This is a genomic window from Haliea sp. (assembly GCF_040221975.1).
GTDB lineage: Bacteria > Pseudomonadota > Gammaproteobacteria > Pseudomonadales > Halieaceae > Haliea.
In genome coordinates, this window is record NZ_JAVJWR010000017.1 from 136,255 (window position 1) to 150,304 (window position 14,050).

Sequence of the window (14,050 nt, forward strand, 5' to 3'; positions counted from 1 at the left end):
GCCGACGTTTACCCCCGCTCCAGCCTCTCGATATGCGCTGCCGCCGCCAGCACCCGCCGCGCCTCGTCCACATGCATGGTCTCGATCAACTTGCCATCCAGCACCGCCACGCCCTTGCCTGCGACCGTGGCCTGCTCCCAGGAATCGAGCACCCTGCGCGCATGCTCCAATGCGGCGGCATCGGGCCCGAATACGGTGTTGGTCACGGCGATCTGCCCCGGGTGAATCAGGGTCTTGCCGTCAAAGCCCAGGGCACGGCCCTGCTCGCAGACAGCGCGCAGGCCTGCTTCATTCTTGATATCCAGATAGACGCCATCCAGCACGGTAACGCCCGCCTGGCGTGCAGCCATGACGCAGCGGCCCAGGGCGTACTGCAGACCAGTGCGGGCCGGGTCCGATGGCAGGCGCAGCTCACAGGCCAGATCCGTGGTGCCCATCAGCAGTGCTGTCAGTCGGCCATAACCGGCAATCGCCTCCACATTGGCCACACCGGCCGGAGTCTCGATCATCGCCCACAGGGTCATGTCCGGGCGCTGCAGTTCCTCCAGCAGAGCGGATACCTGGTGTAACTGCGCCACGGACTCCACCTTCGGCAGGCACAGGGTGGTCACGGGAGTGACGGCCAGGGCGCGGATATCCGCCTCGCCCCAGGGAGTGGCCAGGGCGTTGCAGCGCGCCACCAGTTGCCGGGGACCATAACCGCCGGCGGCCAGCTGGGCTAGCAGCTGCTCCCGGGCTGCGGCCTTTTTCCCGGCTGCGACCGCGTCTTCGAGGTCGAAGACCACCGCATCCACAGGCAGCTCGCGAGCCTTGTCCATGGCCCGCTGGTTGACAGCGGGCATGTACAGCGCGGAACGCAATATCGTGGTCACAGTTCTGTCTCCGTGTTGGCTGCGGGCCCCGATGCCTCTTCGGGAGATGGCTCAACGCCCCGTACCGAGGCGCGTTTCAGGTAGGTCACCAGGTCCGCCCGCTGCTGCGGGTCGGGAATCCCGCGGGCCATCATGGTGGTGTCGGGGAACATGGCCAGCGGGTCTGCCAGCCACAGGAACAGGAGCTGCGGAGTCCAGACAAATTCCGCCTCGCGGAAGGTCTCCGAGTAGTGCTCAAAGCCAGGTTGCTTGCCCGCCACCTGGCCAAAGATCCGGTGCAGACTGGGCCCATTGTTGTGGCCCATTTCCTTTTCGGGGTAGTGGCAGGTACGGCACTGGCCAAACAGCAAACGGCCCCGTTCGTAATCCCCTTCCGGCATCACCACCGGGGCGTTCTCCGCCAGTAGCGCGGGCGCCGCGACAGCCAGGGCAATAGCGGCAAGCCAGCGCTTCACGCGGCCACCCCGGCACGTGCGGCCGCGATACCGGCGCGACGGCCAAAAAAGGTGCAGTCCCCGACCGAGAGGCCGCTGGCAATATAGGGTGCCACCGGCAAACCGGCGGCTGTGCGGCCCACCGCGTAAAGGCCGGGGATGGTTTCGCCGAAGGAGTTTATAACACGCCCGTCGACATCCGTGTGCAGGCCGCCAAAGGTGTGGGCGGTAAAGAATGCCCGCTTCACCGACATGTCCCAGGCCTTGAACGGAGGCTTGTCCAGGGGCTGCAGGTAGCGCTCCTGCTTCTGGAACAGGGGGTCGCGGCCAGTGGCGGCAAAGCGATTGTAGTAGGCCACCGTGTGCTGCAGGGAACCCTGGGGGAAATCGGTACGCGCTGCCAGGTCGCCGATGGTCGGCGCCTCCGCGACCATGAGAAAGTTGTCCTGGTGGAAATCGAAACTGCTGGCAGCATCCGTGATCAACCAGGCCCTGCCCTGCTGCTGGTAGGCGATGGCGTCACCGAGCACACCGTAGTAGCTGTCCTCGCCGATGAAGCGCTGACCGCTGGCATTGACCACGATCCCGGCCAGGGTGGACTCCGGCGGGTAGATGGGCGTAATGGCAAAGCCTTCGTGCATGCGCAGGGTTTCACCTCCGGCGGCCGTACCCATGGCGATGCCCTCCCCCAGATCGCCGGCATTGCCCCAGGGCGTCGAGCAGTCAAACAGCGCAGGCGCGTGACGCTGCACCATGTCGCGGTTGTGAATGAAGCCGCCACAGGCCAGCACCACCCCGCGGCGGGCGCGGACGTTGTACTCGCGTCCGTCCTGGAGCACCTGCATGCCCACCACCCGGCCGTCGCTCTCCAGCACCAGGCGCTGCCCGGATACTCCCGCGCGCATGGTTACCCCGGCGGCCCGGGTCTGCGCCAGCAGCGCTTCCATCAGGCGCCGTCCGCCGGTCATCCCGGGCTCGCCGGGCACATGGCCGCGGGGCGCGGGGCGGGCGGTATCGCGTGCAGGCCAGGCGAGTTCATTGCCAGAGTAGTACAGCGACTCGTCACCCAGGGTCAGTTCCTTGACGTCGGTATAGCGGTCGTTATACGGGATGCCCATCGCCACCAGCCAGTCGAAATGGGCGACGCTCTCTTCGCAATAGAGCTGGATCTTGTCGAGCTGGGGATAGCCGCCACTGTTGTTGGCAATGAAGCGGTACATCTCCTCGACCGTGTCCTCGAAGCCCGCCGCCTTCTGCAGGGCGGTGCCACCGCCCGCGTAGACCACGCCACCAGACATGGCGGAGGAGCCGCCGAAGCGCGGCAGGGATTCGATCAGCAGTACCCGGGCGCCGCTGCGCCGGGCCTCGATGGCGGCACTGCAGGCGGCGGAGCCGGAGCCCGCGACCAGCACGTCGACGCTGTCATCCCATGCCCCGATCTCGCGGCTGGCCAGCGCCGCAGCCGGACCGGACAGGGCAACACCTGCACCCAAGCCGAGACCCGCCAGCAGCTGCCTGCGCCGGAGACCGGAGCGCGTCACCGGGGTAGCTCCCGAATGTATTCTAGCTGGTAATTGATCATGTAGGTTCGGTGGCGGGGCCCTGTGGCGCTTTCACAGCAGTCCTCGTAGCCCGCATCGCCCTCGTAGAGAAAGCAGATTCCACCCTCCAGCATCACCATTCGGGGCACGTACAGGAACGGTTGCCGCTCGCGCACGGCGGCCTGGGCCGCTGCGCAGCAATCATGGTCGGCAAGGTCGGCCAGGCTGATGAAAGTCGGCGGCAGCAAACGAAACACGTTGTCGGTGTCGCGAATTTCCGCAAAAGCCTGCTGCGGACGCAGCCAGCGGTGGGCAGCGATCTCGCCGCCATCGACCCGGATTTCCTGGTCGTCATCCAGCACCGCGAGGAAGAACCAGGTGCTGTAGCGGCGCTTGGCGCCTTCCGGAGTGGTCCAGTGGGAGAGATAACTGAGCTGCTCCGGCGCGATCACCACCCCGGCCTCTTCCCCGGTCTCGCGGATGGCCGCATTGACCGCGGCCTGGTAGTCATCGCCAGGCGCTGTGTAATCGGCGGGATCGACCCGTCCGCCCGGGAACACCCACTCGCCGCCCATGTGCTTGAGAGCGGCGTTGCGCTGCAGCAACAACACTTCCGGCCCGGTGGGACCGTCCCGCATCAACACCACGGTCGCCGCCGGGTGCACCGGCACCGCCTGTTCACTCAGCTCAAGCATGCCATCACCTCAGGGAAAGAAGCGGCTGATGGTGTCGATCACACAGGCCGGCCGGTCACTGCCCTCGACTTCGATGGTCATGCGCACAACCACCTGCACCCCACCTTTCACTTCTTCGGCACTGAGGATTTCGCCACTGCCCCGGACCCGGCTGCCCACCGGCACCGGTGCCGGGAAGCGGACCTTGTCGCAGCCATAGTTCACGCCCATGGAGACATTGTCGACCCGCAGCAGCTGGGGCAGAAACAGGTTCGCCAGCGACAGGGTCAGGTAGCCGTGGGCTATGGTCTTGCCGAAAGGCCCCTGCGATGCGCGTTCGGGGTCGACGTGGATCCACTGGTGGTCCCCGGTCGCCTCCGCAAACAGATTGATACGCTGCTGGTCTATCAGCAGCCAATCGCTGCTGCCGAGGTGAGTACCTGCGGTGCCCAGCAGGGCGGCTGGATTGTCGAAAACGGTCGTCATCGGGGGCGGTATCCCTGTTGCCAGACAGATCGGGACTATAGCACCCGGAGCCAGCAGGGGCAGCCGGGACGGTTCAATGTTTCCCACCAGCCGTTGCGGGATTCATGTCAGCAGGTATTGGCGCGATTACAATCATGGTGTTATAGTTATGTATAACACCATATCAATGCGGACAGAACCATGCGATCTCCCTGCGGCGAGCACGACGCGCACCCACACTATCTGATTACCACCTTCACCCGCCATCCCCTGGCTGCCAACCTGCTGATGATCATGCTGGTGCTGGCCGGCGCCTGGGGCCTGCGCCAGCTGACCGTGCAGCTGAACCCCAGCCAGCCGACCACTGGCGTGGAAATTGTCCTGGCCTGGCCGGGAGCCGCAGCCGAGGATGTAGAGCGCCTGGTCACTGAGCCCGTGGAATTCCAGCTCAGGGGCCTGCAGAACCTGCGCAGCCTCAGCTCCACAACCAGTGACAGCAGCGCCACTATCCGCCTGCAGTTCACCAAGGGTACTGACATGGGTGAAGCCCTGGAGCGGGTGCAGCAGCAGGTCGCGCTGGCGCGCGGCCTGCCCGCCAATCTGGAACCCCCCGTGATCAGGCTGAACGAGTATCTGGAAACGGTCGCCGCCATTCTGCTTACCGGCGCCGGGTCACTGGCGGAGCTGGTGCCTGTGGCCCGCCAGATCGAGCGCGACCTGATCGCCCGCGGCGCAGACCAGGTCGAGTTCAGGGGCATTCCCAGGGAGGAGATCGCCATCCAGATCGACAGCAAGACCCTGTTCGAACTCGGCGTGCCCCTGCACCAGATCGCCGGCAGGATCCTCGACAGCAGCCGCGATATCGCCGCTGGCAGTGTCGGCAGCGGCCAGCAGGAACGTCAACTGCGCAGCCTGGATCAGCGCCGCAGCAGCACGGAGTTCGCGCAACTGCCGCTGCGTGCCACCGCCGACGGCGCCCTGCACTACCTGGGCGACATCGCCCTGATAGAACGCCGGCAACAGGACCATCAGCGCCTGCTCTATCACGATGGCGAGGCAGCCATCATGATTCGCACGCGCCGGGCGCCAGGCTCGGACATGATGGACGAGGCCGCCATCCTGCGCGCCTGGCACGCCGACAATGCCCCCCTGCTGCGGCAGCAGGGCATTGAGGCCACGGTGTGGCTGGAGGCCTGGCGTTTTGCCCGCGACACCCTGATGCTGGTGGTGAACAATGGTCTCACCGGCATGTTGCTGGTAGTCGCCACCCTGTTTCTGTTTCTCAACACCCGCGTCGCCGGCTGGGTCACCCTGGGCATCCCGGTATCTTTCCTCGGGGCGCTCGCGGTGTTCCATTTCCTGGGCGGCTCGATCAATTTCATCAGCCTCACCGGCGCGGTAATGGCATTGGGCATCGTGGTCGACGATGCCATCGTGGTCGGCGAACACGCGCTGACCCGGTTCGAGGACGGCGCCAGCCCGCAGGATGCCGCCGCCCAGGGTGCCCAGCGCATGTTTGCCCCCGTCATGGCCTCCTCCCTCACCACCCTGGCGGCCTTCCTGCCCCTGCTGGTGTTGAACGAGCCGTTCATCCGCGAGATTCCGCTGCTGATGAGCTGCGTCATCATTGCCTCCCTGGTGGAGTGCTTCCTGATCATGCCCGGCCACCTGCGTCACAGCTTCGAGGGCATGCAGCAGCGCCGGCCCGGCCGTTTCCGGCGCCGCTTCGAAGCCGGCTTCAAGCGCTTTGCCGAGCACCGCTTCCTGCCGCTCCTCAACGCCGCACTCAACAATCGCCGCACCGTGTTGGCCGCGGCCATTGGCGCCTTCGTGGTGGCGCTGTCGCTGCTCGCCAGCGGGCGGGTGAAAACCGAGCTCGACCTGCAAGTCAACTTTGAATTCGCCGATGTACACCTGCAGTTTGCGCCCCAGGTGACCGCAGCGGAAAAGGCGGCGGTACTCGCAGACCTGGAGCAGGCCCTGCTGGATACCAACGCCGCGCTGGGTGGCGAGATCATCGTCACCCATATCCTCCACCGCAACTGGGCGGAGCTGGAACGACAGGAGCGCAGTGGCTCCCAGTATGCGGCGATCCAGGTGGAGCTGGTCTCACCGGACCAGCGCGAGGTCACGCTGGCGGAGTTCTCCACCGCCTGGCAGTCACGGGCACCCGCCAATCCCGCCGTGGAGGTGATTGCGTTTTCGTCGGGCGAAGACCGCTTCCCCGACCTGCAGCTCTACTTCAGTGGCGGCGACCTGCTGACCCTGAAGGCCGCCGCGGAAGAACTGGCGGTTGCCCTTGCCAGCTATCCGGGAGTCACCCAGGTCTTCGACGACCTGCCCTATGGGCGCGAGCAGTGGGTGTTCTCGCTGACCACCGAGGGTCGCGCCGCGGGCCTCACCAGCACCGACATCGGGCGCCAGCTACAGGCTGCCTTCAACGGCCAGCGTATCCAGCTGTTTACCGAGCACGATGCCGAGCTGGAAGTACGGGTATCCCTGCCCGAGGCCGAGCGTTTCGACCCCGGTGCCATCAGCCGGCTGCCGATCGTCACCCCGTCCGGTGCCGTGGTGCCGCTGGCCAGCGTGGCGGAAACCGGTGCCCGCCGCGGTATCGAGCGCATCAACCACCGCAATGGCCAGCGCGTGATCAATGTATTCGCCAACATGAACCGGCGGGTGAACACGCCGATGGCAGTGATTGCCGATCTGGAACAGAACGTGATACCGGCGCTGGTCGCTCGCCACGGCATCCAGTACGGGCTCGGCGAAGGCTCGGCGGAACAGGCGAGGCTGATGACTGACCTGCTGCTGGGCGCGGGCCTGGCACTGGTCCTGATCTATCTGGTGCTGGCCTGGATCTTCGCCTCCTGGACCTGGCCCCTGGCGGTCATGGTCGCAATTCCGATGGCCCTCACCGGCGCCCTGATCGGACTGCAGCTCATGAACCTGAACCTCGGTGCCATGGCCATCATGGGCCTGTTTACCCTGACCGGCGTCATCGTCAATGACTCGATCATCCTGATCACCGCCTACAAGCGCTACCGCGATCAGGGCACAGAGGCCAGGACAGCGCTGGTGGACGCCTGTCGCGACCGCTTGCGGCCTGTGATTCTGACCTCCCTGACCACCACCCTGGGGCTGGCGCCGATGATGCTGGAAAGCTCGCCCATGGGCGCGGCCATGGCGCCGCTGGCAGTCGTGATCTGCTTTGGCCTGCTCTACGGCACCACCCTCATCCTGATTACCATCCCCGCGCTGCTGTCCCTGCTGGACCGGCAGGCCCACAGCGCCGGAGCGACCAGCGACCTCCCAGTCGCCGTGCCCGCAAATACCTGAGAGGATTGCAAAAAATGAAACTTGAATTACAGCTGTCACGCCTGCTGCAGGCGAAAAACCGCCGCTTCGCCCTGGTCGCACTCGCCAGTATGCTCAGCACCGCCGGACTGATGGCTACGGCACCGAAACACGAACCACCGGTGAACCGTGAGAAAGTCTGGACGGTAACCGCAATCAGCCCGCAGGCCGAGTATCTCAGCCCGGAGCTGCAGCTGTTCGGGCGTATCGAGACTCCCCGTCACGCCCAGATCGGTGCCGCCCTTGAATCCCGCGTGCTCACGGTGTACGCGAACGAGGGGCAAGCCGTGGCAGCCGGTGAACTGCTGCTCGCACTCGACGACGAAGAGCAGGCGCTGCAGCTGCGCCAGCGAGTAGCCGACCGGATTGAGGCTGAAGCAGCGGTGGCAGCGCTGCAAACCGATTTCGCCAGCGAGCGCACGGTGCTGGAACAGCAGCAGACACTGCTCGACCTCACCCAGAGCCGGGTCGAACGGCTGCGGACCCTGCATGCCCGCAATCTGGTCGCGACCGAGCAGCTGGAAGGCCTGCAGCGGGAAGCGGCGAGCCAACAGATAGAATTTGCCCGGCAGCAGGCGCTGGTTGCCAAGCAGCCGCAGCGACTGGCCAGTGCCCAGGCCCGCCTGGAAGGTGCCGCGGCGCGGGAGGAGGACCAGCGCCGCAGTCTGGAGCAGACCCGGGTCCGGGCGCCGTTTGCGGGCCGCGTCGCGCGCCTGCAGGCAGCCCCCGGCGATCGGGTGCGGCCGGGGCAGACCCTGCTGGCACTGTATGACGATCGGGCGCTGCAGCTGCGGGTGCCGGTGCCGGGCAGCCTTGCCGGCACGCTCAAACAGGCGTTGACTGCAGGTACCGTGGTGGAAGCATTCGTGGGTGAACAGCAGATACCCGCCCGGTTGCTGCAGCTGGCCAGTGAAGTGGGCCAGGGCCGTACCGGCCTGGAAGCCATCTTCGCCCTGCCCGCAAGCGCCGGCAGCAGTCACGAACTGGGACGCGCGGTGGACCTGTACCTGCGCCTGCCCCCGACCGGGCCCGCGGTCGCCCTGCCCCTGCAAAGCCTCTACGGCCAGAAGCGGATTTACCTGGTGGAGAATGCCCGGCTGCGGGGACTGGAGGTCTCGCCACTGGGTACCCGCCGCAACGCGCTGGGGGAGCTGGAAGTGCTGGTGGATGCCGCGGCCATACCGGCGAACAGCAGGGTCTTGACCAGCGATTTGCCCCAGGCCAGCTCGGGTCTACCAGTTGAAATCCTGGGCGACGCCGCCATCGCCGATACCGGACCGGGCGCCGACAGAACCGCGACACGACCTGTAAATAGCGCCTGAATCCGGTATATTGGGTGCTTTTCCAAGGAGAACCGCGACAAATGCCCGAAAACATCGATATCAACATGCTCTGGCAGAGCTACCTTATCCCCTGGGGCACGCGCATCATTCTGGCCCTGGTCATCTTCTACATCGGCCGCGTAGTCGTTGCCACCGTTGTCGGCCTGATCATCAAGGTCATGCAAGCGCGGCGGGTGGACGAGGTCCTGGTGCGCTTCCTCTCTGCCATCCTGCGCTGGGTGTTGCTGCTGTTTGTCATAATCGCGGCCCTGAGCCAGCTCGGTATCGACACCACGTCCATGGTCGCCCTGCTCGGTGCCGCCGGTCTCGCCATCGGCCTGTCGCTGCAGGGTTCGCTGTCGAATCTGGCCGCCGGCGTGCTGCTTATCACTTTCCGTCCATTTACCAAGGGCGATTTCGTGGAGGCAGGCAATGCCATGGGCGTGATCGAAAGCATCAGCATTTTCACTACCACCATGACCACCCCGGACAACAAGGAAGTCATCGTTCCCAACAGCGCCATCCTCGGTAACAACATCACCAACTATTCCGCGCGACCCACCCGCCGCGTGGACATGGTCTTCGGCGTCTCCTACGATGACGACATCCGCAAGGCGAAACAGCTGCTGGAGGAAGTCATCACCGCCGACAACCGGGTGCTGGCGGACCCGCCACCTACTATTGTGGTCGGTGAACTGGCGGACTCCAGCGTTAACTTCCTGGTCCGGCCCTGGGTCAAGTCGGCGGATTTCTGGGGCGTATACTGGGATACCACCGAGGCGGTGAAGCTGAAGTTCGATGAGGCGGGCATTACCATCCCGTTTCCGCAGATGGACGTGCACATGCCGGAAAAGGAATGAAAACGGCCCTTTGTCACCAGTATTTCACAGCTCCGATCCGGCTCGGTGTGATATAAACACGGCTTCGTAAAAGCCGAAGTGCCCGTTCACCCAGGAAAGGGCACTACGACCTCAGACCGGATCCTGCTGTGGCTTCTGTAAAACGCCAGATTTTCCTCGCCGCCGGCCTCCTCGCAGGCGCGGCTGCCATCACCTTCCTGTTGTACCTGAACCGCCCCTCCACCGACATTACCGAGCCGGTTTACATCCCGGTAACCGTGGATGTGGTGGAAGTGAAGAAGGAAACCATCCGCATTCCGGTGCAGGCCCAGGGCACCGTGTCACCGCTGCAGCAGACCGTCCTGGTGGCGGAAGTGCAGGGGCGCATCGTCGAGGCGGCTGACAACTTCAACGTCGGCGGCTTCCTGCGCCAGGGCGATGTGCTGCTGCGCATTGATCCCCGCGACTACGAGGCGCGCCTGGCCCGCACCCAGGCCGCACTGCGCAGCGCAGAGAGCGAGCTGTTGCAGGAGCAGGGCCGGGCCGATGTCGCCCGGCGCGAATGGGAGAAGCTGCCCGCCGGCAGCCAGCGCTCGGACGCAGCCCGCGACCTGTACCTGCGCAAGCCACAACTGGCCCAGGCCGAAGCCCAGCTACTGGCCGCGAAGGCGGATGTGAGCACGGCCAGGGATGACCTGGAGCGAACTGCGGTACGCGCTCCCTATGACGCCCTGATCCGGGACAAGCATACCGAGCTGGGACAGTATGTCACCCCCGGCACCAGTCTCGCGGAGATCTTCGCGGTCGCCACGGCCGAAGTGCGCCTGCCCATCCCGCAGACACGGCTCGCCTACCTGGATCTTCCCGGGGTCACAGCCGATTCCGGCGGTGCCCTGATCGACCTGTACACCGATGTTGGCGGTGACGTCACCCACTGGAGCGCGCGCCTGCACCGCAGCGAAGGCGTATTCGACGAGCGCTCCCGGGCGCTGTTCGCGGTTGCCCGCGTGGATGACCCCTATGCCCTCGACAGTCCCGGGCGCGAACCCCTGCGCGTCGGCACGTTTGTCAACGCCAACATAGAGGGCCGGCCCATGCCCGGGCTGGTGGCCTTGCCGCGCTATGTACTGCGGGCAGGCGACACGGTGGCGGTGGTGGATGCCAACAATCTGGTGCGCAATCGCAAGGTGACGGCATTGCGCGCCAGCGGCGACTTCATCTATGTGTCCTCGGGCCTGGAAAACGGTGACTTGGTTATTCTCACCACCCTGGACAGCGCGCTGACCGGAGCCGAGGTCGAAGTGGTCTCCAAAGTCAGCAGCAGCGACCTGCGGCGCCGGGAGACAACACCGCCAGGTGTACCTGCGGAGACGACGTCGGACGCGCCGGAAATAGCCGCCAGCCCATGAACATGGGGCGGCACAAGGGCATCATCGCCTGGTTCGCGCATAACCCGGTCGCGGCCAATCTGCTGATGGCGATCATCCTGGTGGTCGGCCTGGGCTCGGCGTTCACCATCCAGCGCGCCATGTTCCCCACCTTCGACATCGACATGATCTTCATCAACATGGCCTACCCCGGCGCCTCACCGGAGGAGGTGGAGCAGGGTATCGTGCTCAAGATCGAGGAGGCCATCAACGATCTCGACGGCATCAAGCGGGTGGAATCGGATGCGCTGGAGTCCCTCGCCAGAATCATGATCGAACCGCTGGACGGTACCGATATCAACGAGCTGCTGGCGGATATCAAGAACCGCATCGACGCAATTCAGCATTTTCCCGAAAATGCAGAAAAAGCCATTATCAGCCAGCCCGAGCTGCTGTTTCCCGCCCTGCAACTGCAACTGTCCGGGGACCTGGACGAGCGCAGCATGAAGACCCTCGCCGACGAGCTGCGCCGCGAACTGCTGACCCTGCCGGAGGTTTCTGCGGCGGAGGTGGTCGGCGCCCGCGCCTACGAGATATCGGTGGAGATCTCCGAACAGCTGCTGCGCGAGTACCACCTGAGCCTGGGGGAAGTGGCGGACATCATCGCCCGCTCATCGCTGGACCTGCCTGCGGGTTCCCTGCGCACCCGCCAGGGCGACATCATGCTGCGCACCCAGAACCAGGCCTATGTGCAGCAGGATTTCGAAGCAATCGTCCTGCGCAGTTTTCCCGACGGCACCCGCCTGCTGCTGGGGGACATCGCCACGGTCCGGGACGAGTTCGAGGAGACCCGTGGTTTCGCCCTGTTCAACGGCAGCTACTCGCTGGGGATACAGGTTTTCGCCATGGGCAGCCAGGACATAATCGATACCGCCAATGCCACCCGGGCCTGGGTAGAGCAGAAGCAGGGACAGCTGCCGGCGGCGGTGACCCTGGATATCTGGTCGGACATCACCTACTACCTTGAAGGCCGGCTCGGCATGATGGTCAAGAACCTGGCGATGGGCGCGCTGCTGGTCTTCATCGTGCTGGCCCTGTTTCTGGAGATCAAGCTTGCCTTCTGGGTGATGCTGGGGATTCCAGTCTGTTTCCTCGGCGCCATGGCGATGATCAATACGCCGTACATACACGCCAGCCTGAACATGATCAGCCTGTTTGGTTTCATCCTGGTGCTCGGTATCGTGGTCGACGATGCGATCATCATGGGCGAAAGCGCCTACTCCGAGCAGGAACGGCACGGCCACAGCATCGACAGCGTGATCGACGGCGTGCAGAAAGTTGCAATGCCGGCCACCTTTGGCGTACTTACCACCATCGTCGCCTTTGCCCCCACCCTGTTCATGGAGGGCGTGTTCGCCGCCTTCCCGGAGGCCTGCGGCTGGGTGGTGATCCTGTGCCTGATGTTCTCGCTGGTGGAGTCCAAGTGGATCCTGCCCGCTCACCTGGCCCACAGCAGCGCCACCCGCAGCCGGGTGCTGCTGGCAGTGGATCGGGTCCAGGAAACCGTGAACCGGCACCTCAAGCAGTTTGTGGAGCAGCGCTACAGTCCGCTGATGCAGCGCTGTATCCAGTATCGCTACGTCACCCTGGCGGGGTTTCTCGGCCTGCTGGTCCTGTGCAGCGGCCTGGTCGCAGGTGGCCTGGTGCGCACCGTGATCGCACCTGATGTGCCCGGGGAGTTCATCAACGTCGAGGTGGAAATGACCGAGGGCACCCCGGAGGAGCGCACCCTGGAAACCATCGCCGATATTGTCGCCGCGCTGGATCAGGTCGAGGCGGACTACCGGCGCGAGTCCGGCCGCGACGAACGCCTGGTGCAGCATGTCTTTGCCTATGGCAGCAGCCGCATCAGCGGGGGCGTCAACCTGGAGTTGAGCAAGGAGGACCAGCGCAGTATCAGCACCCGCGAGATCGAACGGCGCTGGCGCGACGCGGTGGGAACACCGCACGGGGTAAAAATACTCTCCATCAGCAGCGCCGACGGGCCCCGCTTTGGCCCCTCCATCGCCTTCGACCTGATGCACCGGGATTTCACCATGCTGCGCGCCGCCGCCACCGAGCTGGAGACTGCCCTGCGCCGCTACGACGGGCTCTACGATATCCGCAACGGCGCCAGCGAAACCTCAGATGAATTTCACATCGAACTGCTGCCGGAAGGCGAGTCTCTTGGCCTGTCGCGGCTGGAACTGGCCAGCCAGGTGCGTCACGCGTTCTATGGCGCCGAGGCGCAGCGGATACAGCGCGGTCTCGACGAGGTCAAGATCATGGTCCGCTATCCGCGCGCGGACCGGGAGACAGTCAACTCCCTGAACGACATGAATATCCGCACGCCGGCCGGCGACGAGATCCCGTTCGACACCGTGGCCCGGCTGGAGGTCAAGCAGGGCCTGCAGAAGGTCACCCACATCAACTATCAGCGCGCGGCTGAAGTCACCGCAGAGGCAAACAAGGACCTGGTAGAGCCGGCGCGGGTGGTGGCCGACATCGAGAAGCAGGTGCTGCCGGACATCCTGCAGCGCTATCCCGGCCTCAGCTACGCCATTGCCGGGCTGGCCGATGAAGAGCAGAAAATGCTGACCAGCATGCTGATCGGCTTCAGCCTGGCCCTGTTCGGGATCTATGCCCTGCTGGCCGTGCCCACCCGCTCCTATCTGCAGCCGCTGATCATCATGGGCGTGATTCCTTTCGGCGTGATTGGCGCCATTGTCGGGCACTGGATCACCGGCTATCCCCTGAGCATGATGTCGCTGATGGGGGTCATTGCCCTGAGCGGTGTCGTGGTCAACGACAGCCTGATTCTGGTGGACCGCATCAACAGCTCCATCAAGGATGGCGTGGAGCCCCTGCGGGCGGTGGTCGAAGCCGGCAGCAGCCGCTTTCGCGCCATCCTGTTGACCTCCCTCACCACCTTCTTCGGTCTCGCCCCCATGCTGCTCGAGCGCAGCGCCCAGGCCCAGGAGATCGTGCCCATGGCCGTATCCCTGGCCTTCGGCATCGTCTTCGCGACGGTAATCACCCTGCTGCTGGTCCCCAGCCTCTACCTGATCCTGCTGGACCTCAGGGCCTGGCACGGGCGCCTGACCAGCAGCCCCCTGGAAACAGCTTCCTGACCTTGAACC

10 protein-coding genes are annotated in these 14,050 nt (G+C 64.9%); 5 read left to right on the forward strand and 5 right to left on the reverse strand.

Annotation, left to right across the window (positions count from 1 at the left end):
• Positions 1–8 precede the first annotated feature (8 nt).
• Genes RLO07_RS06905 through RLO07_RS06925 form a run of 5 tightly spaced genes read right to left on the reverse strand, consistent with a single transcriptional unit; the run spans position 9 to position 4,007 of the window.
• Entirely contained in the window at positions 9–872 is an 864-nt protein-coding gene (locus RLO07_RS06905) for an HpcH/HpaI aldolase/citrate lyase family protein (RefSeq protein ID WP_462291404.1), read from the reverse strand.
• Positions 869–1,327: a c-type cytochrome gene (locus tag RLO07_RS06910; protein WP_462291405.1), complete on the reverse strand. Its 459-nt coding sequence runs from the start codon at positions 1,325–1,327 to the stop codon at positions 869–871. The genes RLO07_RS06905 and RLO07_RS06910 overlap by 4 nt, the downstream gene beginning before the upstream one ends.
• Positions 1,324–2,847 carry an FAD-dependent oxidoreductase gene (locus RLO07_RS06915; protein ID WP_462291406.1) on the reverse strand — a complete coding sequence of 508 codons (1,524 nt, stop codon included), beginning with the start codon at positions 2,845–2,847 and terminating at the stop codon, positions 1,324–1,326. The genes RLO07_RS06910 and RLO07_RS06915 overlap by 4 nt, the downstream gene beginning before the upstream one ends.
• Positions 2,844–3,542 carry an NUDIX hydrolase gene (locus RLO07_RS06920; RefSeq protein ID WP_462291407.1) on the reverse strand — a complete coding sequence of 233 codons (699 nt, stop codon included), beginning with the start codon at positions 3,540–3,542 and terminating at the stop codon, positions 2,844–2,846. The genes RLO07_RS06915 and RLO07_RS06920 overlap by 4 nt, the downstream gene beginning before the upstream one ends.
• Before the next feature lie 9 nt (positions 3,543–3,551).
• Complete coding sequence (locus RLO07_RS06925; RefSeq protein WP_462291408.1) at positions 3,552–4,007, reverse strand: MaoC family dehydratase; 456 nt, start codon at positions 4,005–4,007, stop codon at positions 3,552–3,554.
• 180 nt (positions 4,008–4,187) lie between these two features.
• Here RLO07_RS06925 and RLO07_RS06930 point away from each other — a divergent pair, with 180 nt between their 5' ends.
• The 5 genes from RLO07_RS06930 to RLO07_RS06950 all read left to right on the forward strand — a co-directional run bounded on the left by RLO07_RS06930 (position 4,188) and on the right by RLO07_RS06950 (position 14,041).
• Complete coding sequence (locus RLO07_RS06930; protein ID WP_462291409.1) at positions 4,188–7,325, forward strand: efflux RND transporter permease subunit; 3,138 nt, start codon at positions 4,188–4,190, stop codon at positions 7,323–7,325.
• A gap of 14 nt (positions 7,326–7,339) precedes the next feature.
• Positions 7,340–8,665 carry an efflux RND transporter periplasmic adaptor subunit gene (locus tag RLO07_RS06935; RefSeq protein ID WP_462291410.1) on the forward strand — a complete coding sequence of 442 codons (1,326 nt, stop codon included), beginning with the start codon at positions 7,340–7,342 and terminating at the stop codon, positions 8,663–8,665.
• A 41-nt stretch (positions 8,666–8,706) separates the two neighbouring features.
• Positions 8,707–9,525 carry a mechanosensitive ion channel family protein gene (locus RLO07_RS06940; RefSeq protein WP_462291411.1) on the forward strand — a complete coding sequence of 273 codons (819 nt, stop codon included), beginning with the start codon at positions 8,707–8,709 and terminating at the stop codon, positions 9,523–9,525.
• Positions 9,526–9,653: 128 nt separating this feature from the next.
• On the forward strand, positions 9,654–10,913 hold the full coding sequence (locus RLO07_RS06945; protein ID WP_462291412.1) for an efflux RND transporter periplasmic adaptor subunit: 1,260 nt from the start codon (positions 9,654–9,656) through the stop codon (positions 10,911–10,913).
• Positions 10,910–14,041: an efflux RND transporter permease subunit gene (locus RLO07_RS06950; RefSeq protein ID WP_462291413.1), complete on the forward strand. Its 3,132-nt coding sequence runs from the start codon at positions 10,910–10,912 to the stop codon at positions 14,039–14,041. The genes RLO07_RS06945 and RLO07_RS06950 overlap by 4 nt, the downstream gene beginning before the upstream one ends.
• Positions 14,042–14,050 lie beyond the last annotated feature (9 nt).

Bases quoted from the DNA above. Each gene is read 5' to 3' on its own strand.
- RLO07_RS06920 (WP_462291407.1), bottom strand. From the start codon at position 3,542: ATGCTTGAGCTGAGTGAACAGGCGGTGCCGGTGCACCCGGCGGCGACC.
- RLO07_RS06925 (WP_462291408.1), bottom strand. From the start codon at position 4,007: ATGACGACCGTTTTCGACAATCCAGCCGCCCTGCTGGGCACCGCAGGT.
- RLO07_RS06930 (WP_462291409.1), top strand. From the start codon at position 4,188: ATGCGATCTCCCTGCGGCGAGCACGACGCGCACCCACACTATCTGATT.
- RLO07_RS06935 (WP_462291410.1), top strand. From the start codon at position 7,340: ATGAAACTTGAATTACAGCTGTCACGCCTGCTGCAGGCGAAAAACCGC.
- RLO07_RS06940 (WP_462291411.1), top strand. From the start codon at position 8,707: ATGCCCGAAAACATCGATATCAACATGCTCTGGCAGAGCTACCTTATC.
- RLO07_RS06950 (WP_462291413.1), top strand. From the start codon at position 10,910: ATGAACATGGGGCGGCACAAGGGCATCATCGCCTGGTTCGCGCATAAC.